This window comes from Scleromatobacter humisilvae (assembly GCF_023231945.1).
GTDB classification, from domain to species: Bacteria; Pseudomonadota; Gammaproteobacteria; order Burkholderiales; family Burkholderiaceae_C; genus Scleromatobacter; species Scleromatobacter humisilvae.
In genome coordinates, this window is record NZ_JAJLJH010000009.1 from 37661 (window position 1) to 57869 (window position 20209).

Sequence of the window (20209 nt, forward strand, 5' to 3'; positions counted from 1 at the left end):
GAGTTCCTGCGCGCGCGAAGCGCACCGCCGGACAACTGAGAGGCCTGGACTTGACGCGGTCGACCCGGTACGCGCATCGACCGCAGCGACATGCGCGAACCACCCGCACTCATTGAGTTCGGACTGCATTGCTCCTGAGACCACGACCAAGGCGACCGCTCACCAGAACCCCGCTCGGCATGCTGCGATGACCCCACCACTGCAGTCGCGATTCGACCCTCCTTTTGCGAACTCGCGCCACCGCGTTCCCACGTTTCGAGGAACGACCCTCCTGCTCGACAGACTAGGGATGGCCCTCGCCCGACGGGGCGCCGCAGACTCTGAAGACTGACGATCAATACGTCAGGGAGGTATGGCGGTGTCCTGCACTCGATGGGCAATCTACTCGCACGCCGGTCTCGAGAGTTGTGCGGACAGCCTCCTGTCACTCGGCGAGGGCGGCGAAGGATTCACCGTCGAACGCGTCGTTTGCGACCCCGACTCGATTGGCGCGGGCATCTGCGGACTGGTCGTCGTCACTGACGCATCGCATCTGGATGCCACGCTGCACGTCCTGGACACCATGCGACGCCGCCATCCGGAGTGCGCGAGTGTCTGCGCGGCCCCCGACCTGGACATGGCAGCGCTCAGCGCCCTGGTGCGCGCGGGCGTGCGCGACTTCGTCTGCCTGCCCACGAGCGCGCCCGAGTTGTTCGTGCGCCTGTCGCGCGCGGCCGGGCCGCTCGAGGAACCCGCCTGCGAAGCGATGCATCCGGCGTCCGACATCGAGATCCGCGGCTTCGTGCATGTGAGCGCGGCCTGCGCGTTGGTGGCGGCGCAGTTGCCCGTGATGGCGCGCTGCCAGGCCAACGTGCTCATCTCCGGCGAGACGGGCACCGGCAAGGAGGTCTGCGCGCAGGCGGTGCACTACCTGTCGGCGCGCGCGGCGCAGCCCTGGGTCGCCGTCAACTGCGCGGCGATCCCCGCCGAACTGGTCGAGAACGAGTTGTTCGGCCACGCGAAGGGCGCGTACACCGCCGCACACGCTGCGCAGGCCGGAATCGTTCGCGAGGCCGCGGGCGGCACGTTGTTCCTCGACGAGGTCGACTGCCTGCCGCTCGCCGCACAGGCGAAGCTGCTGCGGCTGCTGCAGGAGCGCGAGTTCCGTCCAGTCGGCTCGCAGGCGGCGCTGCGCGCGGACGTGCGCGTGATCGCGGCCAGCAACAGCGACTTGCGCCAGCTCGCGCGCGACGGCCGCTTCCGGCAGGACCTGTTCTTCAGGCTCAACGTACTCAACGTCCGGCTGCCGGCGCTGCGCGAGCGCCGCGAGGACATCCCGGTGCTGGCGCTTCATTTCCTGCGCGAGTTCAGCCATGAATTCGCGCGGCCAATCCCGGGACTGTCGCCCACCGCGCTGCGCAAGCTGCTGTCTCATGCGTGGCCGGGCAACGTGCGCGAGCTGCGCCACACGATAGAACGCGCAGTGCTGCTCGCGCCGGGACCGGTGCTGCGCGCCGAGGACCTCGACATCGACGATGGCGGCGCCGCCGCACCCGTCGCCGGCGACGAATCCTTCCAGGTTGCAAAGTCGCGCGTCGTGGACAGCTTCGAGCGCGACTACATCGAGCAGGCCCTTCTGCTGCATCGCGGCAACGTCACGCATGCGGCGCTGGCAGCGAAGAAGGACCGGCGTGCGTTCTTCGAGTTGATCCGCAAGCACCGGATCGAGCCCGAGCGTTTCCGCCAGCGCGCGGCCTGACCGGCCCGCAGGCCGCTGGCGTGCCGCCACCGCGGCGCCATTTCCATCCTATCCCGATGCCGCTTCGCATCCATCGCGCGACGCGCATGGGCGCGCTCGCGCGCGATCCGGCCAGGACTATTTCAGCCGGGTACACGGACATTTCCGCCCTGACGTCCGACGCTCGCGGCGCGGGGCCATCGCGCACGACCTCCCTCTCCTTGGCCAGACGAAATCATCCTGCCTCGCCAACCTGAGATGTCGGCGAATCAAGCACTTGGCAGACGCCGGCGACTGGCACGGTCGTTGCAAACAGTCCTGGCACACCAGTCGAAGCGCGATGGGAAAGTCCCTCGAAATCCATGAGGTCGTTCGGGCGCTGGCTTGCTACCTGCGCCTCAACCCGCATGCGTCGGATACGACCGAAGGCATCCGCCTCTGGTGGTTTGACATGGAGTCCGAAGTGCCGATGGATCTCTTGCTGCCCGCTCTTGCCTGGATGGTCGAACACCGCATCGTCGAGCCGGTGGCGGCCCTCGACGGCCACCTGCGCTACCGCCGGACCGCGAGCGACCTGCAGATCGACGCGCTCCTGCAGGGCCACCCCGGCGCCTGAAGCCATGGCCACCTATCGCGCCATCGCCGCCGTCAGCAGTGCCCTCGAGGGCATGATCCGCGACCAGTATCCGCGCGACGAGTTCGACGCCGGCGTCCAGGTGAGCCTCTACCAGACGCGCGACTTCGAGGCGCCGATGGACAACGGCTTCTCGGTGTTCCTGTTCCACGTCGGCGTCAATCCGACGATGCGCAACCTCGCGCTGCGCCGCAGGCCGGACGGCCGGCGCGTGCGGCCCTCGCTGCCGCTGGACCTGCACTACATGATCTCGACCTGGGCAACCGACGTCCAGATGCAGCACCGCATGCTGGGCTGGGTGATGCGCATGCTGGAGGACAACAGCGTGCTCAGCGCCGGCCACCTGAACCACTACCTCGCGCAGGGCGATGCGTTCGCCGACAACGAGGGCCTCGAGGTGGTGTGCGAGCCGCTGTCGCTCGCCGACTACCTCACGCTGTGGGATCGCCTGCGTCCGCGCCTGCCGGTGTCGGCCACGTACCGCATCCGCGCGGTGATGCTGGACTCGGAGCAGTCGGTCGACGAAGGTCCGCGCGTTCAGTCCATCCTCGTGGATGGAGAGGGAGGCCCGGCATGAGCGCCGTCGTGTCGCAGCGCCTCGGGTCGTTCCAGCGCAACACCCCGCTGGGCATCCGTTTCTGGGATCTCGCGGGCGGCACGTCCATCGTCGAGGGGCTGGATGTCCAGGTCTTTCCCGCGGCCAATCCGCTCGCGCGCCGACAGCTGCGACGCAACGCCAACGACGTCTACGCCGCCATCGACGTTGCCGGCCAGCGCAAGTTCGAACAGGTCGTCGCCTCGCCCCGCGACCTGCCGTGGTGGCAGGGCCCGACTTCGCCATCGCCGGCCTACCGGGTCGAGGTCAATGATCCGCTGGGCCGCTTCCTGCCCATGGGCTTCGACGTCGACTTGCCGCAGCCGGGCCTGCTCGACGTGTCCTCGCTCGTGCCGGTCAGCGCGCCCGCGCTGCCGCTCTGGCCCGACGACAACGTCGCCTCGCCGACGACGCTCGCCGCCAAGGTGCCGCTGTTCTCCACGCCCAGCCGCGCCGTCCCGTCGCCGCTCGCCGTCGTCTACGCCCAGATGCGCGTGCAGGGCACGCTCGAGATCCCGGCATGGACGCTGCTGGGCGCCAGCATCGACGGCCGGCTGCGCGGCCTCGGCCTCGCCGACACGCAGGGCCGCGTCGCGGTGATGTTCCCCTACCCGAATCCGCCCGCCCAGCCGCTGACCTCGCCTTCGGTGGCGCAGTTCGACTTCCGCTGGACCGTCACGCTGCAGGCCTGGCGTGCCGCCACCCTCGCCGCCCCCGACCTCGCCGACATCCTCGGCCAGCTCGCGTCTCCGTGTCCTGTCGTCGACGCCGTCAGCGGAACGCCGACGCCGCGTCGTCTCGAGTACCGCATTCCGATGACGGCCCGCACCGAGGCGCAGCCGCCCACGGACGCGTCGTTCCTGTTGCTGTCCGCGTGATGCGCGCTCTTCGTCCCCGAGCCCCCCGAGTCCAGGAGAAAGCAGATGCCTGAATACCTCGCACCCGGCGTATTCGTCGAGGAAGTCTCTTTTCAAACGAAGTCCATCGAGGGGGTCGGCACCACGACGACCGGCTTCGTCGGGCCGACCCGGTACGGCCCGCTCGACATCGAGCCGGACATCATCACGAGCCTCGTGGAGTTCGAGCGGACCTACGGCGGCCGCGAGCAGCTGGTGTACTCGGGCGAGCCGATGGACAACTACATGTGGCACGCCGTGCGCTCGTTCTTCGAGGAAGGCGGCACGCGCCTGTACATCAGCCGCGTGTACACGCCGCCCGACAGCGACAGCTCGCTGCCGGGACACGCCGCCGGCTTCTTCGACACGAGCCCGTCGCCGCTGACCATCTATTCGCGCTTTCCCGGCGCCGCCGGCGACGCGCGCGTGACGCTGACGCTCAAGGCGGGCCAGAACGTGCTGGTCAACGACGGCGGCACGCCGGCCGTGCGCTCGATGCTCCCGCGCGATGTGGTGTGGCTGCGGAGCAAGGGCGGGGCCCCGACGTCGCCGCCGGTGGCCACGTCGCCGCCAACCGCGCCGAGCGCCGGTTTCTACCTCGCGCTGTATGACCCGTCGTCCGACAGCTGGCGCTTCTCCAGCACGGGCGACGACTTCGCCACTGCCGGCGTGCACCTGTCGGACCTGCTGCCCGCCCACTGGGAGCTGCGCATCGTGACGACGACGGTCAACGTCGATCCGCTCGCCAGCAGCACCGGCGAGTTCGTCGTGGCCGACCTGCCGCTCGATCCGATGCACCAGCGCGGCGGCAGCCCGGATTCGCTTTTCGCCTATTTCGCGGAGCAGCCCGCCAACCAGTCGCGGGCGCGCACGCTGCCGCTCCTGCTGCTCGACGCCGAGGTCGCCGCGCTGGGCACCGGCCTGGACGTCCTGAATTCGCTGCTCGCCGCCGCGCCCGGCGTGCGGACGGCGCTGACGGATCCCGCGAGCTCCGCCGCCGCGCGCGGCCTGTGGATGGTGATGTCCGGCGGCAGCGATGGCCAGCGTCCGGAGGCCGACGAGTACGAGGGCCAGGTCGATCCCGTCACCGATCGCAAGACCGGCCTGATGCAGTTCGAGGACCTGGACGACATCGCGATCGTCGCCGCGCCGGGCTCGACCTTCGGCTATGAGGACGCGTCCTACCAACCGACCGCCCAGACCATCATCCATCTGCTGATCGACCACTGCGAGCGCATGCGCTACCGCATCGCGGTGATCGACAGCGGCAACGACCAGGCGATCGCCGACGTGCGCGCCATGCGCGCGCAGCTCGACTCCAGCTATGCCGCGCTCTACTACCCGTGGATACGAATCCTCGACCCGCTGTCGCAGCAGGAGATCTACGTCCCGCCGTCGGGCTCGGTGTGCGGCATCTATGCGCGCAACGACATCAACCGGGCGGTCTACAAGGCGCCCGCCAACGAGGTCGTCAACCTCGCGCTCGGCTTCGAGCGCTTCCTGAACAAGGCGCAGCAGGAGGTGCTCAACCCCGAGGGCATCAATTGCTTCCGATACTTCGAGGGCCGCGGCATGCGGCTATGGGGCGCACGCACGATCAGCTCCGACCCCGAGTGGAAGTACGTCAACCTGCGGCGCTACTTCGCCTTCCTCGAGCACTCGATCGACAAGGGCACGCAGTGGGCGGTGTTCGAACCCAACGGGCCGCTGCTGTGGGCCAACCTGCGGCGCGCCGTGCAGGAGTTCCTGTTGGGGCAGTTCCAGAACGGCGCGCTGCTGGGCGACAAGCCCGAGCAGGCGTATTTCGTGCGCTGCGACCGCTCGACGATGTCGCAGGACGACCTCGACAACGGCCGCCTCGTCTGCCTGGTCGGCGTCGCCGCGCTGAAGCCCGCCGAGTTCGTGATCTTCCGCATCGGCCAGTGGACCGCCGACAGCACCAACTGACCCCCATCCGCCAGGAGCACTCATGGCCACACTGACTCCCCGCGCCCCGTATGCAGCGTTCAACTTTCTCGTCGACCTCGGTGACAACGTGACCGAAGGCCTGCAGGCCGGCTTCCAGGAAGTCACCGGCATCGGCATGGAGGTGACGGTCGCGGAATACCGCAATGGCAACCACAAGGAAAACAGCGTCATGAAGGTGACGACGCTGAACAAGATGACCGACGTCACCTTGAAGCGCGGCGTCATCGGCTCGCTGAACCTGTACCAGTGGCTCGACCAGATCCGCAACGGCGACCCCGACGCGCTGCGCACGGTCTACGTGCACCTGCAGAACGAGGATCACACCGACACCGTGATGACCTGGAAGCTGCTGCGCGCGCGCATCATCAAGCACACCAGCGGCCCGTTCAACGCCAAGGGCACGGACGTGGCGATGGAAGAGATGGTGCTCGCGTACGAGCGGCTCGAGATGGAGTGAGGCGATGTCCGCTCCGCGCCGCCTGCCCGGCATCTCCATGACCGTCGCGCCGCCGCCGCCCGTGGCGGCGCTGCCGCGCATGGACGTGGCGGCCTTCGTCGGCTTCGCGTCGACCGGGCCGCTGCACCTGCCGGTGGCGGTCGAGAGCCCGGCGGAGTATGCGGCGGTGTTCGGTGGCGACGCGCCGCTCGCCTGGGATGTGCAGACCAACGCGCCGGTGCTCGCCTGCCTCGGCGCGGCGGTGCGCCTGTTCTTCGCCAACGGCGGCGCGCGCTGCTGGGTCACGCGCGTGGCGCGCAACGCGGCGCTGGAGGCGGCGGCCGGCCGATCGGCGCTGCCCGCGGCGCCGCTGGCCACGTCGAACCGGTTCGCGATCCCGGGCGTGCTGGCACTGCCGGCGGCCGGCGGCGCGTGCGTCGCCGCCGACGCGATCGCGCGCTGCGAAGGCTCGTGGTCGGACGCGGTGCGCCTCGACACGGCGCTGCAGCGCACCGGCTTCCTCCTCGACGACTGGCAGGCCGCCGACTCGCCGGCCAGCCACTTCACGTTCACCACGCTGCAGCCGCTGGCCGCCGGCGACCTGCTGGAACTCGGCGACGACGCGAGCACCTGCGCCTATGCGCTCGTCGAGCGCACCCGGGCCGCGGTGCTCGCCGGCGGGCCGCTGGAGGTCGCCGTGCACCTGTGCGCGGCCTTCGAGCTCGAACAGGCCGCGACGTCGCCGTCGCCGAGCGCCGCGACCGCGGAGATCGCGGGACTGCTGGGCGCCGGCCCCGCGCTGTGGCTGGACGCGGGAACGCTGCAACTGGGCCTGCCGGTCAGCGACCAGCTCGCGCCCGGCCAGTGGGTCCGCGTCGTCGATGCGGCCGGCGTCGCGTGGCTGCGCATCGACGAGATCGATCGCTCACCGGCCTTCGAGGGCAGCCCGCCGGCGAGCAGCACGACCGCCGTCCTGGCCACGGTGCTGGGCCCGGTGTGGCGCGAGCTGGGTGCGCTGCTGCCGCCCGCGATCGCCCATCCGACGCGTGCGCAGCGCCTGGCGCTGGACCTGCGCGCGACAGCCGCCGACGGCAGCGACCAGCGCCTGCCCGGGCTCGCGCTCTCGCCCGCCGCGAGCGGCAGCTTCTGGGAGCAGCAGGACGACGCCAGCTGGTTCCTGCCGCCCGACGACGCGAGCGGCGTGGCGCGGACGCTGGCGCCGCGCTTCCCGATCGCGCCCGACTCCGCCGCGGCGCCGCCGCTGGCCTGGCTGCCGCTGGGCGTGCAGCCACTGTTCGGCGCGGGCGTGGGCGCCCTGCCCGCCGCCGGCACGGCGCTCGAGCGCGACGGGCTGTCGCTGTTCGCGTCCGACCTGTTCATCGATCCGGCGCTGGCCGCCGACGCCGTCGACGACCTCGCGGACCATGCCGAGCTCGTGCGCATCATCTCGCCGCAGCGGCGGCCGCTGCTGGGCATGCACGCGATGCTGGGCGTCGATGTCGGCGGCCTCTACAACGAGGCGTCGCTGCTCGCGCTGCCGGATGCGATCCACCTGGGCTGGCGGCGGCGCGCCATCGATGCGACGCCGCCGCTCGCGCCCGATGCCGTGCCCGCGCCGCCGCAATGGGCGCGACATCGCGGCGCCTGCGTCGCGGTGGGCGACTTGCCCGAACTGGCCGGCCCCGACTTCGGCAACTTCATCGACAGCGACACGCGCCGCCTCGCGACGCCGACGCTCACGGGCCCGGCGGGCGAGGTGCGCCCCGGCAGCTACCGCCTGGCGTGGAGCGACAGCGAGCCCGGCGCCGACTACGTGCTGACGCAGGCCGGCTCGGCGGACTTCGGCGACGAGGCCGAGATCTTCCGCGGCGCCGGCACGCAGGCCGTCGTCTCGCTGCAGCGCGACGGCGTCTACCACTACCGCGTGCTGGCCGAGCACGGCGACGACCGCAGCGCGCCGTCCGACCCGGTCACCGTGCTCGTGCGCGCCGAGGACTGGGAACAGCTCGACGCCGACGTCGCGAGCGTGGCCACCGAGCCGCACTGGCTGGCGATCCACCGCGCGGCGCTGCGCCTGGCCGCGGCCGGCGGCGACCTGCTCGCGGTGCTGGCGATGCCGCGCCACTTCCGCACGGCGCAGGCCCTGCGCTACGCCCAGCGGCTGCGCGGCGTGCAGCAGCCGCCGGCGGTGGTCGACGCACTGGCATTCACGGCCCGCGAGGCGCGCGCGCTGAGCTACGGCGCGCTGTACTTTCCATGGCTGCAGTGCGCGAGCGCCGACACCGCCGGCGCGATCGTCATCGTGCCGCCGGACGGCGTGGCCACGGGCATCCTCGCGGCGCGCGCGGCCGGGCGCGGCGCCTGGATCGCCGCCGCCAACGAGCCGATGAGCCAGGTCGTCGCGCTGACGCCGCTCGTCGCCGATCGCGACCGCCAGGCCTTGCAGGACGCGCAGATCAACCTGCTGCGCGACGATCCGCGCGGCTTCTTCACGCTGTCGGCCGACACGCTGTCGCAGGACGACGCGACCACGCCGATCAACGTGCGCCGCCTGCTGATCCTGCTGCGCCGGATCGCGCTGCAGCGCGGCGCCACCTGGGTCTTCGAGCCCAACGGGCCGGCGCTGCGGCGCGCGGTGCAGCGCGGCTTCGGCGAGCTGATGAAGCTGCTGTTCGACCGCGGCGCGTTCGCGGGCGCGACGCCCGAGCAGTCGTTCCAGGTGGTCACCGACGATTCGCTCAACACGCCCGAGGACGTCGACGCCGGCCGCTTCATCGTCGAACTGCGCGTCGCGCCGTCGCTGCCGATGCGCTTCATCGCCGTGCGGCTCGCGCAGAGCGGCGGGCAGGCCCGCGTCGCCGAGGAGACCTCATGACCGACGTGCAGGCGCATCCGTTCTCCACCTTCAACTTCGCGGTCGAGATCGCGCTCGCAGGCGACGCGCGTCCGCTGGTCGACGCGGCGTTCTCCGACTGCGACGGCCTCGAGATGACGCAGGAAGTGAAGACGATCCGCGAGGGCGGCAGCAACGATCGCCAGATCCGCCTGCCCGGCCCGGTGGCCTTCGGCCAGTTGACGCTCAAGCGCGGCATGACCGCCGACTTCGGCCTGTGGGACTGGTTCAACCGCAGCATCGCCGACCCGACGCTGCGCGCGAGCGCCGAGATCGTGCTGCTCGCGCAGGACGGCCGCACCATGCGCGCGCGCTTCCAGCTCACGCGCTGCCTGCCGGTCAAGATCAAGGCGCCGGCGCTGTCGGCCCGCGACGGCGCGATCGCCATCGAGGAGCTGCAGGTCGCCTACGAGACCCTGAAGCTCGGGCCGCTGGGAGCGTTCGCATGACCGCCGGCCTCGTGCACGCGAAGCTGATCCAGCTGGCGGACGACCTGTCCGGCCCGCTCGACAAGGGCGCGACGGCCGACGTCCAGTTCAATCCCGAGACGCTCAAGATCACGTACGCCAACCAGATCGTGCAGCCCAAGGGCGGCGACCAGGCCGCCGGCACGCCGGGTCGCCAGTTCGTCGGCGAGGGCACGACCAAGCTCGCGCTGCAGCTGTGGTTCGACGTCACGGCGATGGAGACCAACCCCGTCGACGACGTGCGCCGCCTGACGCAGCCAGTCATCTTCTTCATGACGCCGCAGAAGAACTCGACGCCCAAGTCCGCGGACGAGAAGGACAAGCTCGTCCCGCCTCCCGTGCGCTTCCAGTGGGGCTCGTTCATCTTTGACGGCGTCGTCGACGGCATCGAGCAGTCGCTCGAGTTCTTCTCGCCCGACGGCAAGCCGCTGCGCGCCAGCATCGGCCTGACGCTGTCGCAGCAGAAGATCCTCGCGCAGAAGCTGCCCGACAACGGCGTCGCGAGCAAGCCCGGGCAGAACCCGCTGACCAGCGCGCGCCAGGGCGACACGCTGCAGGCGATGGCCGGACGCGCCGGCATCGACTCGTGGCAGTCGGTCGCCTCGGCCAACGGCATCGAGGATCCGCTGCGCATGGCCCCCGGCGCGCTGGTCGATCTCGGCGCGGCGCTCGGCACGCCGACGTCGCCGGTCAGCGCGGTGATCAGCCCGCCGGCCGTCGTCGTGCGCGTCAACGCCGGAGCCAGCCTCGGCGGCTCAGTCTCCATTGGATGAAGGGAACCCGTCGCATGGCCGTCGTCATCAACGATTTCGAAGTCCTGCCCGAGGCCGCGCCCGCCGCGCGCCAGGACGCCGCCGCGTCGGGTCACGCGAGCGACCAGCCGCCGCCGCCCGAGCCTCGTGTCGTGCAGGAGGCGCTGCGCGCGCTGCACGAGCAGGCCTTGCGGACCTGGGCCCACTGAAAGCGTCGCCATGGCCGCACTCGCCAACTTCCCGCTGCGCGTCTCGCGTCCGGCCGTCCTCGTCGACGGCCAGCGCAACGCGACGCTCACCAGCGCGATGCTGGAGCTGTCGGTGGCCGAGTCGGCCGACGGCCTCGCGCGCTGCGAGCTGCTGCTGGGGAACTGGGGCGGTCCGTCGGGCCTGGGCTTCCAGTACTTCGGCCGCGACGTGATCGACTTCGGCAAGCGCCTGTCGATCGCGCTCGGCGACGACACGCTGTTCGACGGCCGGGTCACGGCCATCACGGGCATCTTCCCGGACGGCGGACCGCCGCAGGTCCGCATCAGCGCCGAGGACCGGCTGCAGGACCTGCGCATGACGCGCCGCACCCGCAGCTTCGCCAACGCGTCGCTGTCCGACGTGCTGCAGCAGGTGGCGCGCGACCACGGGCTGACGGCCGACGTCTCGCTGCAGGGCGCGACCTATGCGCTGCTCGCGCAAGTCAACCAGAGCGACCTCGCGTTCGCGCGCGACCTCGCGCGCCGCGAGGACGCGCAGGTCTGGGTCGAGGGCTCGACGCTGAAGGCCGCGCAGCGCACGCAGCGCAACGGCGGCGGCGTCACGCTGGCCTGGGCCGGCACCCTGCGCGAGTTCCACGTCGGCGCCGACCTCACGCACCAGCGCACCGCGCTCGTGGCCACGGGCTGGGACGTCTCCGGCAAGCAGGCCGCCAGCAACCGCGCCGACGCCAGCGCCGTCTCGTCGGAACTGAAGGGCGGCGTCGGCGGCGCCGACACGCTGAAAAACGCGTTCGGCGAGCGCGTCGACACCCTCGCCCACGGCCTGCCCGCCTCTGCCGCGGAGGCGCGCGTGCTGGCCGAGGCGAGCTTCCGCCATCTCGCGCGGCGCTTCGTGGTCGGGCGGGGCGTCGCCGAGACGCAGGCCGCGCTGCGTGTCGGCGCCACGCTCACGCTGGCCGGCCTCGGGCCGCTGTTCAACGGCGACTACACGGCCACGGACGTCTGCATCCGCTTCGACAACCGCCAGGGCCTGCGCACCGAATTCGGCTGCGACCGCCCGTTCATCGGACGCCCCTGACGGCGCCAACCCACCATGCACATGCACGACCTTCCCCCGATGGAGCAGCAGTTCCAGGAGCGCGTGCCCGGCGGCTGGGGCGGGCGCTGGTACGGCGTGTGCGTGGGCCTGGTGACGGACATCCGCGACCCCGACAACCAGGGCCGCGTGAAGGTCACGCTGCCCTGGTCGCCCGACGCCAGCAGCCAGCGCTACGAAGGCTGGGCGCGCCTGGCGACGCTGTTCGGCGGCAACAACCGTGGCAGCTGGTTCGTGCCCGACGTCGACGACGAGGTGCTGCTGGCCTTCGAGCACGGCGATCCCCGTCGACCGTATGTGGTCGGCGGCCTCTGGAACGGCCGCGACGGCGCGCCGGAGAAGATGGACGGCGCCGGCAAGAACTACAAGAAGGTGCTGTGCTCGCGCAACGGCGTCAAGGTGACGCTGGACGACAACGATGGCCAGGAGCAGCTGAAACTCGAGACGCCCGGTGGCCAGAGCGTGACGCTCAAGGACGGCCCCGGCGCGCTGGAGGTGATCGACAGCAACGGCAACTCGATCAAGCTGGGCGCGAGCGGCATCACGATCACCGCGTCGGCCAAGGTCACGGTCAGCGCGAGCCAGGTCGCGGTCAGCGCGTCGATGGTCACGGTCGATGCGGGCATGTCGCGCTTCTCGGGCGTGGTGCAGGCCGACACGGTGATCTGCAACAGCATCATCAGCGCCTCGTACACGCCGGGCGCCGGCAACATCTGGTGAGGGGACGACGATGCATCCGATCGCCTGGACCTCGCCGCAGCCGCTGTGGACGCCGCTCGCCAGCGCCGACGCGCCGGCGCTGCTGCGCTTCGCGAGCGACGACTTCATGGAGCAGCTGCTCGGCTCGATGGCGCGCGATCCGGCCGAGATCGCGCAGCGCATCGCGCGCTGGGAGACCTGGCGCGAGCCCGCCGCCGACGGCACCGACACCGCCACGCGCGTGCCGCTGCCGGCGGTGTCGCAGGCGGGACTGCGCGGCGCCATCGCCCGCGTGCGCAAGGGCGCGGCCCTGCCCGTTCGCACCGCGCCGGCCGACGCGCGCCCGCTCAAGCTCTACCAGGCCGCGCACCAGCGCTACTACATCGCGGCGGCCAGCCTGGTGTGTCGCCAGCACGGGCTGCCCGACCGCTCGGTGGTGCCCGGCGGCGCGGAGCAGGTGTCGCTCGTGATGCGCCGGCTGATGCCCGATCCGTCGTCATCGGCGACCACGCCGCCGCTGGTCGAGTTCGCCTACGTCAAGGACGCGCAGGGCGCGCGCTGGCAGCGCTGCGGCGCGGACCCGTCGGTGCTGGTGGCCGACGAGGATCGCGTGCCGACGTTCGCGCTGTCCTTCAGCGACGACTCGGGCCTGCGCCGCGCGCTGTGGGCCGCGCTGGTGCCGGTGGGCCGGCGCGAGGAATATCTCGGCGCGCGCGTCGATCCGTCGGTCGCGTCGTCCTTCGCGGAGGGCCAGCGCCAGTCGCTGGTGCCTGCCGCACCGGCCGCCACGACGTCGGCCGACTCCGTGCAGGCGCGCATGGTGCAGTTCCAGCTCGATGTCGCCGAGCCGTGGAAGACGCTGATCCGCTCCAGCGTCAAGCTGGCCAAGGACATGGCCGGCACGCAGAAGATCGGCTCGGACTCCGAGCCATCGGACCAGCAGCAGGCGCGCGCGTTCAACCACAACCTCGCGCAGGCCGGCGCGTCGTGGCTGATCCTGCTGGACTTCGCGAACCACCTCTCGACCCAGATGCCCGACCTGTGGAACGTCGTGCTGGCCAACGGCACCGGCCGGGCGGCGTTGTCGGCGCCGCGCCAGGGCCTGTACGACTGGCTGGGGACGGCCGCGATGTCCACCGGCCTGCGCCAGGGCCTGTACGTGCCCGGCACGACCAACGACGTCAAGCCGCCCTGGGCGAGCCTGCGCGACGCGCTCGTGGGCATCGCGAAGGCCGGCGTCGGCGACGCGCTGGAGGCGCAGACCGTGGCGTACAACGCCGCGACCGCCTCGGCCGCCGGCTGGCCAGCCAATCACTTCGCGCTGGCCGGGCTCACCAGCGCGTTCGTCGCCGACGGCCCGTTCACCGCGCTGACGTCGCTGGCGTCCAGCCCGATGCCCGTGCCGGTGCCGTCCGATCCGGTCATCGGCCCGGCGTTCTTCGTGCCGCAGGCGCAGTGGGTCGACCTGCTGACCGCGCAGTTCGCACGCGCGCTCGACCCGACTCCGCCCGTCGGCGGCCCGCCGCTGCCGTTCGCCGCGCAGGTGGCCAAGGCCGCGGCGGCGAACCCGGGCGACTTCCTCGACGGCGGCTGGTTCGTGGTGCGCCACGTCTACCTCAACGCCGACTGCGGGCCACTGCATCCGCCGGTGCTGTCGGCCCCGAGCGCGCGCTTCAAGGTCGCCAGCTTCTTCGACGCCGACGCGCCCGCGCGCCCGATCCGCATCTCGCTGCCGATCGACACGAGCCCGGCCGGCCTGCGCAAGTTCAACCGCAACACGGCCTTCGTGCTGTCGGACATGCTCTGCGGCCAGGTGCAGCGCGCCAAGGGGCTGGGCTTCATCGACCTCGTGCTGTCGGTGCTGCCGTGGCCGCTGCACAAGGATCTCGACGTCGGCGAGGGCGGCCCGTGCCAGTCCGGCGGCATCAACATCGGGATGATCTGCTCGCTGTCGATCCCCATCATCACCATCTGCGCGCTGATCCTGCTGATGATCATCATCTCGCTGCTGGATCTCATCTTCCACTGGCTGCCCTACTTCATCCTGTGCTTCCCGGTGCCGGGGCTCAAGGGCAAGAAGGGAGCGTCGTCGTGAGCGTCTTCGGCCAGAGCCTGTCCTTTCCGCCGCGCGTGGGCGCGGACGGCCGCTTCGTGTGGTCCAGCGGCGAGGACAACATCCGCGAGGCGATCGCGCTGATCCTGAAGACGGAGCCCGGCGAGCGCGTGGGCGTGCCCGACTTCGGCGCCGGCCTCGCGCGCTTCCTGTTCGAGCCGAACAACGTGGCCACGCGCGCGAGCGTGCGCGACGCCATGATGCGCGCGCTGGTGCGCTGGGAACCGCGCATCGCGCTCGAGTCGGTGGAGGTGGATGCGGATCCCGGCGACGCGCAGTCCGCCATCGCCACCATCACCTATCGCCTCGTGGCGACCGACGCGCGCGAGCGCATCGGCGTGTCCGTCGCGCTCGGCGCCACCTGACGAGAGCCGCCATGCCGCTCACGCCGCCCCCCATCGACGACCGCCGCTTCGCGCAGCTGGTGCAGGACACGCTCAACCGGGCGCAGTCGTACACGCCCGAGTGGACCAACTTCAACCAGAGCGACCCCGGCGTCACGCTGGTGCAGCTGTTCGCGTTCCTGACCGAGAACCTGCTGTATCGCGCCAACCTGATGCCCGAGCGCAACCGCATCAAGTTCCTGCAGATGCTGCGCGTGCCGCTGACGTCGGCGTCTGCGGCGCAGGGCCTGGTCGCGATCACCAACGACCGCGGGCCGATGCAGGCGCAGCTGGTGGCCGAGGACTTCGAGCTGCGCGCCGGCGCGGTGCCGTTCCGCACGCAGATGGGCGTCGAGGTGCTGCCGCTGGAGGCGCGCGTCGTGTTCAAGCGCACACTGCCGGCGCCGAGCGCGGCGCTGCTCGACTACTACCGGCTTCTCTACGCGAGCTACCAGACCGACTTCCCCACCGACGTCCAGCTGTACGAGACCGTCGCGCTGGACGGCAGCGTCGTCGAGAGCGTCGACCTGAACCAGGACACGCCGGACCGCTCGCTGTGGATCGCGCTGCTGGCACGCGCGGGCGACGTCGACACCAGCGCCGCCGACCCGCTCAAGGCGGCGCGCGACCTGATCGGCGGCCGCACGCTGTCGCTGGGCGTGGTGCCGGCGCTCGACGACGTTGGCGTCCAGATCGAACCCGGCGGGCCGCCGCAGGCGTCGACGCTGCTGACCTTCGAAGTGCCCAGCGTCGCGGCCGACGGCAGCCTCTCGCGCGACGCCGACGACCGGCCTGCGCCGGCCTACCGCCAGCTCGCGCCCGCCACCGATGCCGACGTGCTGGCCGAACCCGGCGTCGTTCAGCTGCAGCTGCCGGCGTCCGCCGATCTCGCGGTGTGGGATGGCGTCGACGCGCTCGAGGGCGGCGTCGGCGACCTGCCTCCCGTGCTCGACGACCTCGCGCTCGCCGCGCGCACGGTGACGTGGCTGCGCATGCGCATCACCGGCGCCGCGCAGGCGCGCATCCGCTGGGCCGGCCTCAACGCGACCTGGGTGCGCCAGATCGAGCACACGGTCGCCGAGCCGCTGGCCGACGGCGACGGCACGCCCGGCCAGGTGCGCACGCTGGCGCACGCGCCGATCCTGGACGGCTCGGTCACGGTGACCGCGCGCGTGGGCACCGCGGCGCCGACCACCTGGACGCAGATCGACGACCTCGCCGCGGCCGCGCCGGAGGTGCCGGTGAGCGATCCGCGCGCGACCACGCTCGCGCTGCCCGCGGCGTCGGCGGCGCCCAGCTACGTGTTCGAGCTCGACGCCGAGGCCGGCGCGCTGACCTTCGGCGACGGCTTCAACGGCTGGCGCCTGCCGGCCGGCGCGAAGGTGTTCGCGAATTCGGACACCTGCTCGGGCGCGGCGGGCAACGTGCAGCCCGGCGCGATCAACTCGGCGCCGCTGCTCGGCTCGGGCTTCAGCGTGACCAACCCGGTGCAGACCTGGGGCGGCGCCGATTCGGAGACCGCCGACGACGGCGACAAGCAGGTGCGGCGCTACCTGCAGCATCGCGACCGCCTCGTCAGCGCGGAGGACTTCGCGACCATCGCCTATCGCGCCCCGGGCGTGCAGATCGGCCGCATCGAGATGCTGCCCGCGTTCCATCCCGACTTCGCGCCGGCGGAGCCCGGCGGCGCGCCGGGCGTGGTGACGCTGATGGCCATCCCGGCCTTCGACCCCGGCCAGCCCGACGCCCCGCGCGCCGATCGCCTGTTCCTCAACACGCTGTGCGTCTACCTCGACCCGCGCCGCCTCGTCACGACCGAGCTGCTGCTGCGCGGGCCGGACTACGTCGGCATCTGGATCTCGGTGGGTGTGGACGTCGCCGCGGGCCTGTCGATCGCCGCCGTGGTCGACGCCGCCAAGACCCGGTTGCAGGCCTTCCTCGCGCCGATCGGTCCGGCCGGCGGCGCGCCCGACGACACGCCGCTTTTCGCGCCGCCCGGCAGCGTCCACCCCGCGCGCGGCTGGCCGTTGCGCACCGCCGTCTCCAGCCGCGTGCTGCTGGCCGAGGTCGCGCGCGTCGCGGGCGTGACGGCCGTCGCCGACGTGCTGCTCGCCCAGGACGGCCAGGCAGCGAGCGACAGCGTGGCCATGACCGGCCTGCAGCTGCCGCGCCTGCTGGGCATCTCGGTGGTGGCGGGCGATCCGGTGCCGATCGATGCCGTGCGCGGCGTGGCGAGCGCCACGGCCACCACCACGACGACGCAGCTGCTGCCCGTCCCCATCGTGCCGGAGAACTGCTGATGAACGTCAACGGCGCGAGCTTCCACCTCCTGCTGGGACGCAGCGACTGGGCGCGCTGCCTCGACGGCGACGATGCCGCGGCGCTGCCGCTGTCGGCGTGGTGGTCGGGGGCGGCCGGCAGTCCGGCGCTGGAAGCGACGATGGCGCCCGCCACCCTGCCGCGCTGGGATGACGTGAGCAACGAGATCACGCTCGCGCCACAGGCCATCGCGCTGCCCCAGACGCCCGGCGAAGCGCCGCTGACGCTGGACGCGCGCCGCAGCGCCGCCGCCGACCGCAACGGCAACATCTATCGCGTCAGCGACGACCGGAGCGCGCTGCTGGTCACCTCGGTGGGCTCCGGCGTGGAGTCGGCGTTCTGGCCGGCCACGCCGTCCGACTGCGCGCCGCGGCGTGCGCGCGCGGAACTCGATTTCGACGCCAGCGCCGTGCCGGCGGCGTCCGTGGCCGACGTGTTCCTCGCGCTGGCGACGACCTGCGACGACGCGCTGGTCGTCGCGTTCGCGCGTGGCGCGGCGCGCGGCCTGATGTGCTTCGACCTCGTGGCGGGCGGATCGCCGGTCGAGACGTTGTGGCCCGCCTCGATCGCGTTCGATGCGTTCGCGCTCTGCGCGCGCGAGTGCGGCGGCGTCTGGGCGCTGGATCTCGTGCGCCAACGCCTGTGGGAGTTCGACCGCGCGCTCGGCGCGGTGCGGCCGGGGCAGGCGCTCGCGCCGGTCGCCGCGGCGCAGGTGGACGACTTCCAGCCGCTCGCCGGGCCCGCGCGCGGCCGTCCGGCGCTCGACTTCCCGGCCGGCCTCGACCTGCTCGCCGCACCGATCGACGCGGTCCGCGCGATCGCGCTGGTGCCGCTGGACGATGCCGTGCTGCTGCTCGATCGCGACGACGCCAACGCCCGCTCGCGGCTGCTCCGCGTGCGGCGCGACGGCGCGACCTGGTCGTGCGATGCCTCGCAATGGCTGGACGTCGTGCGGTCCGGCAGCGCCAGTCCCGCCGTGCCGGCGCCGAACCTGCCCGCGCTCGCGCACGACATGACCTGGGCGAGCGTCGCCCGCCTGTACGAGGCCGACCGGGCCGCGCTGCTGATCGCCACGACGATCGGCAACCAGGCGCATCCGTTCGAGATCGTCGCGAGCGAGCCGGGCCTCGTGCTGCAGGCGCCGGCCGAACTCTACCCGCTGCGCCGCTTCGGCGGCCGCGCGCTGCTGGCCGTGCAGGGCGAGGCGTTCTACGACTGCGGCCCGGCCACGCCGCGCTGGACGCGCATCGTTCAGCAGCCGCGCCAGCGTTTCGCGACGCTCGCCGAGTTCGTGACACCGGTGTTCGACAGCGCCGAGCTGGGCACGACCTGGGACAAGCTGTTCCTCGACGCCGCCGTGCCGTCCGACAGCCGCATCGAGATCGACAGCCGCGCCGGCGACGACTGCGACGGCCTCGACGGCCTCGAGCCGCGGCAGGTCGTCGGCCGCTGGACGCCCGAGCCGCCGCTGCAACTGCGCACGACGGGCCCGGAGCTGCCGTGGCTGCGCCGCGACGCCGCGCGCGCGACGCGCAAGTCGGCGGGCGCGGGCACCTGGGAGCTGCTGCTGCAGGCCGCGCAGGGACGCTACCTGCAGCTGCGCCTGCGCTTCGTCAGCATCAATGGCGGCGGCACGCCGCGCGTGCGCGCCTTGCGTGCGTGGGAGCCGCGCTTCTCGTACACGCAACGCTTCCTGCCGGCGGTCTATCGCGAGGATCCGGTGCAGGGCGGCTTCCTCGAGCGCTGGCTGGCCAACCTCGAGGGCACGTTCACGCAGGTCGAGGATCGCATCGCCACGCTGCAGCGCCTGTTCGACGCCCGCACCGTGCCGTACGATGCCCTGCCCTGGCTCGCGCAATGGTTCGACCTCGCGCTCGATCCGGCGTGGGACGAGCGCCGCCACCGCCTGCTGGTGCAGCGGGCGATGGACTTCTTCCGCTGGCGCGGCACCGTGCATGGCCTGCGCATCGCGCTGTCGCTGGCCTTCGACCCGTGCTTCGACCCCGCCATGTTCGACGGCCCCGGCGCCGACGACGACGATGCCGGGCGGATCCGCATCGTCGAGGCGTTCCAGTCGCGCCTGGCGCCGGGCGCGCCGGCGATGGCGGCCGATCCGGGCGCCAGCGATGGGCTTCGATCCGTCGTCCAGGGCGCGCTGTGGACGCCGGACGAGGGCAACGGCGGCCTGGTCGACCGCTTCGCGCGATCGCAGGGCCGCACGGCGACGGCCAACGAGGAGCTGGCGCCGTTCTCGCTGGTGCCGCCCGCCGATGCGACGGTGGCGCAGGCGTGGGCCGCGTTCTGCCAGTCGGCGCTGGGCTTCGTGCCGGCGCAAGGCGCGGCCGAGCGCGTGCGCTGGCAGTGCTTCGTGGCCGCGCGCTACGCGAATCAGGTTGACGCGCTGAGTGGCGCCTGGGGTCGCAACGTCGCGGGCTTCGCCGCGATCGCGCTGCCGACCGACTGGCCCGCGGGCGCGATCGAGCAGGCCGACTGGCAGGCGTTCTGCGCGCAGAGCCAGTCGGTGCGCGAGCGCGTGCTGTGGGCCGACTTCCTCGCGCGCCGCTACCGCCGCATCGACCGCCTGCAGGCCGCGCATCGCACGAGCTGGCCCGGTTTCGACCTCGTGCCGATTCCCGACGTGCTGCCGCCGACGGCCGCCGCGCAGGCCGACTGGCTGCAGTTCGAGCGCCAGGTGCTGGCGATGGTGCGCAGCGCGCATCGCTTCTCGGTGCTGCTGCCCCTGGACAGCGTGCAGGCCGACCCGGGCGAGCTGGGCACGTGGCTGGGCCTGGCGAGCCGCATCGTCGACCTGGAAAAGCCCGCGCACACGACGTTCGACGTGCGCTTCTACTGGGCGTTCAACCGCGTGGGCGAGGCGCGGCTGGGCCTGGACACGCAGCTGGGCGCCGGCAGCCGCGCGCCCGAGCTGATTCCGGACGCCGTTGTGGGCGCGGCCTACCTTGGCGCGAGCTTCGTCGGCGGCGCGCGCCGCCACGCCGGCGGCGACCGGCTGTCGATCGAGGGCTGACCCG

16 protein-coding genes are annotated in these 20209 nt (G+C 72.2%); all 16 read left to right on the forward strand.

Translation table 11 applies throughout. The features are described 5' to 3' along the window. The first annotated feature begins 616 nt into the window (after window positions 1-616). The 16 genes from LPC04_RS22695 (at window position 617) to LPC04_RS22770 (ending at window position 20205) form a co-directional block, all read left to right on the forward strand. Window positions 617-1738, forward strand: a complete 1122-nt coding sequence (locus tag LPC04_RS22695; protein ID WP_275684580.1) for a sigma-54 interaction domain-containing protein — start codon at window positions 617-619, stop codon at window positions 1736-1738. A gap of 319 nt (window positions 1739-2057) precedes the next feature. Next, complete coding sequence (locus LPC04_RS22700; protein ID WP_275684581.1) at window positions 2058-2333, forward strand: hypothetical protein; 276 nt, start codon at window positions 2058-2060, stop codon at window positions 2331-2333. 4 nt (window positions 2334-2337) lie between these two features. Continuing rightward, window positions 2338-2928, forward strand: coding sequence for a Pvc16 family protein (locus LPC04_RS22705; RefSeq protein WP_275684582.1), 591 nt, complete (start codon window positions 2338-2340; stop codon window positions 2926-2928). Continuing rightward, window positions 2925-3824 (forward strand): hypothetical protein, encoded by a 900-nt coding sequence (locus LPC04_RS22710; RefSeq protein ID WP_275684583.1) that lies wholly within the window; start codon window positions 2925-2927, stop codon window positions 3822-3824. The genes LPC04_RS22705 and LPC04_RS22710 overlap by 4 nt, the downstream gene beginning before the upstream one ends. 45 nt (window positions 3825-3869) lie before the next feature. After that, window positions 3870-5789, forward strand: a complete 1920-nt coding sequence (locus tag LPC04_RS22715) for a phage tail sheath family protein (protein WP_275684584.1) — start codon at window positions 3870-3872, stop codon at window positions 5787-5789. Window positions 5790-5811: 22 nt separating this feature from the next. After that, window positions 5812-6267, forward strand: coding sequence for a phage tail protein (locus LPC04_RS22720; RefSeq protein WP_275684585.1), 456 nt, complete (start codon window positions 5812-5814; stop codon window positions 6265-6267). A 4-nt stretch (window positions 6268-6271) separates the two neighbouring features. Further along, entirely contained in the window at window positions 6272-9121 is a 2850-nt protein-coding gene (locus LPC04_RS22725; protein WP_275684586.1) for a hypothetical protein, read from the forward strand. Then, complete coding sequence (locus LPC04_RS22730) at window positions 9118-9588, forward strand: phage tail protein (protein WP_275684587.1); 471 nt, start codon at window positions 9118-9120, stop codon at window positions 9586-9588. Before LPC04_RS22725 ends, LPC04_RS22730 begins: the two co-directional genes overlap by 4 nt. Further along, window positions 9585-10379 carry a CIS tube protein gene (locus LPC04_RS22735; RefSeq protein ID WP_275684588.1) on the forward strand — a complete coding sequence of 265 codons (795 nt, stop codon included), beginning with the start codon at window positions 9585-9587 and terminating at the stop codon, window positions 10377-10379. Before LPC04_RS22730 ends, LPC04_RS22735 begins: the two co-directional genes overlap by 4 nt. Further along, window positions 10376-10567, forward strand: a complete 192-nt coding sequence (locus LPC04_RS22740; protein ID WP_275684589.1) for a hypothetical protein — start codon at window positions 10376-10378, stop codon at window positions 10565-10567. The genes LPC04_RS22735 and LPC04_RS22740 overlap by 4 nt, the downstream gene beginning before the upstream one ends. Window positions 10568-10577: 10 nt before the next feature. Continuing rightward, the gene (locus LPC04_RS22745) at window positions 10578-11645 is read left to right on the forward strand and encodes a phage late control D family protein (protein ID WP_275684590.1); all 1068 of its coding nucleotides are present in this window, start codon (window positions 10578-10580) and stop codon (window positions 11643-11645) included. A gap of 21 nt (window positions 11646-11666) precedes the next feature. Beyond that, on the forward strand, window positions 11667-12383 hold the full coding sequence (locus LPC04_RS22750) for a phage baseplate assembly protein V (protein ID WP_275684591.1): 717 nt from the start codon (window positions 11667-11669) through the stop codon (window positions 12381-12383). Between the two features lie 10 nt (window positions 12384-12393). Further along, window positions 12394-14457, forward strand: coding sequence for a hypothetical protein (locus LPC04_RS22755; protein ID WP_275684592.1), 2064 nt, complete (start codon window positions 12394-12396; stop codon window positions 14455-14457). Continuing rightward, entirely contained in the window at window positions 14454-14840 is a 387-nt protein-coding gene (locus LPC04_RS22760) for a GPW/gp25 family protein (protein WP_275684593.1), read from the forward strand. The genes LPC04_RS22755 and LPC04_RS22760 overlap by 4 nt, the downstream gene beginning before the upstream one ends. A gap of 11 nt (window positions 14841-14851) precedes the next feature. Further along, window positions 14852-17158: a baseplate J/gp47 family protein gene (locus LPC04_RS22765; RefSeq protein ID WP_275684594.1), complete on the forward strand. Its 2307-nt coding sequence runs from the start codon at window positions 14852-14854 to the stop codon at window positions 17156-17158. Then, on the forward strand, window positions 17158-20205 hold the full coding sequence (locus LPC04_RS22770; RefSeq protein ID WP_275684595.1) for a phage tail protein: 3048 nt from the start codon (window positions 17158-17160) through the stop codon (window positions 20203-20205). The genes LPC04_RS22765 and LPC04_RS22770 overlap by 1 nt, the downstream gene beginning before the upstream one ends. Window positions 20206-20209 lie beyond the last annotated feature (4 nt).

Bases quoted from the DNA above. Each gene is read 5' to 3' on its own strand.
- LPC04_RS22715 (WP_275684584.1), top strand. From the start codon at position 3,870: ATGCCTGAATACCTCGCACCCGGCGTATTCGTCGAGGAAGTCTCTTTT.
- LPC04_RS22705 (WP_275684582.1), top strand. From the start codon at position 2,338: ATGGCCACCTATCGCGCCATCGCCGCCGTCAGCAGTGCCCTCGAGGGC.
- LPC04_RS22735 (WP_275684588.1), top strand. From the start codon at position 9,585: ATGACCGCCGGCCTCGTGCACGCGAAGCTGATCCAGCTGGCGGACGAC.
- LPC04_RS22765 (WP_275684594.1), top strand. From the start codon at position 14,852: ATGCCGCTCACGCCGCCCCCCATCGACGACCGCCGCTTCGCGCAGCTG.
- LPC04_RS22750 (WP_275684591.1), top strand. From the start codon at position 11,667: ATGCACGACCTTCCCCCGATGGAGCAGCAGTTCCAGGAGCGCGTGCCC.
- LPC04_RS22745 (WP_275684590.1), top strand. From the start codon at position 10,578: ATGGCCGCACTCGCCAACTTCCCGCTGCGCGTCTCGCGTCCGGCCGTC.
- LPC04_RS22770 (WP_275684595.1), top strand. From the start codon at position 17,158: ATGAACGTCAACGGCGCGAGCTTCCACCTCCTGCTGGGACGCAGCGAC.
- LPC04_RS22695 (WP_275684580.1), top strand. From the start codon at position 617: ATGGCAGCGCTCAGCGCCCTGGTGCGCGCGGGCGTGCGCGACTTCGTC.
- LPC04_RS22755 (WP_275684592.1), top strand. From the start codon at position 12,394: ATGCATCCGATCGCCTGGACCTCGCCGCAGCCGCTGTGGACGCCGCTC.
- LPC04_RS22720 (WP_275684585.1), top strand. From the start codon at position 5,812: ATGGCCACACTGACTCCCCGCGCCCCGTATGCAGCGTTCAACTTTCTC.
- LPC04_RS22730 (WP_275684587.1), top strand. From the start codon at position 9,118: ATGACCGACGTGCAGGCGCATCCGTTCTCCACCTTCAACTTCGCGGTC.
- LPC04_RS22740 (WP_275684589.1), top strand. From the start codon at position 10,376: ATGAAGGGAACCCGTCGCATGGCCGTCGTCATCAACGATTTCGAAGTC.
- LPC04_RS22700 (WP_275684581.1), top strand. From the start codon at position 2,058: ATGGGAAAGTCCCTCGAAATCCATGAGGTCGTTCGGGCGCTGGCTTGC.
- LPC04_RS22725 (WP_275684586.1), top strand. From the start codon at position 6,272: ATGTCCGCTCCGCGCCGCCTGCCCGGCATCTCCATGACCGTCGCGCCG.
- LPC04_RS22710 (WP_275684583.1), top strand. From the start codon at position 2,925: ATGAGCGCCGTCGTGTCGCAGCGCCTCGGGTCGTTCCAGCGCAACACC.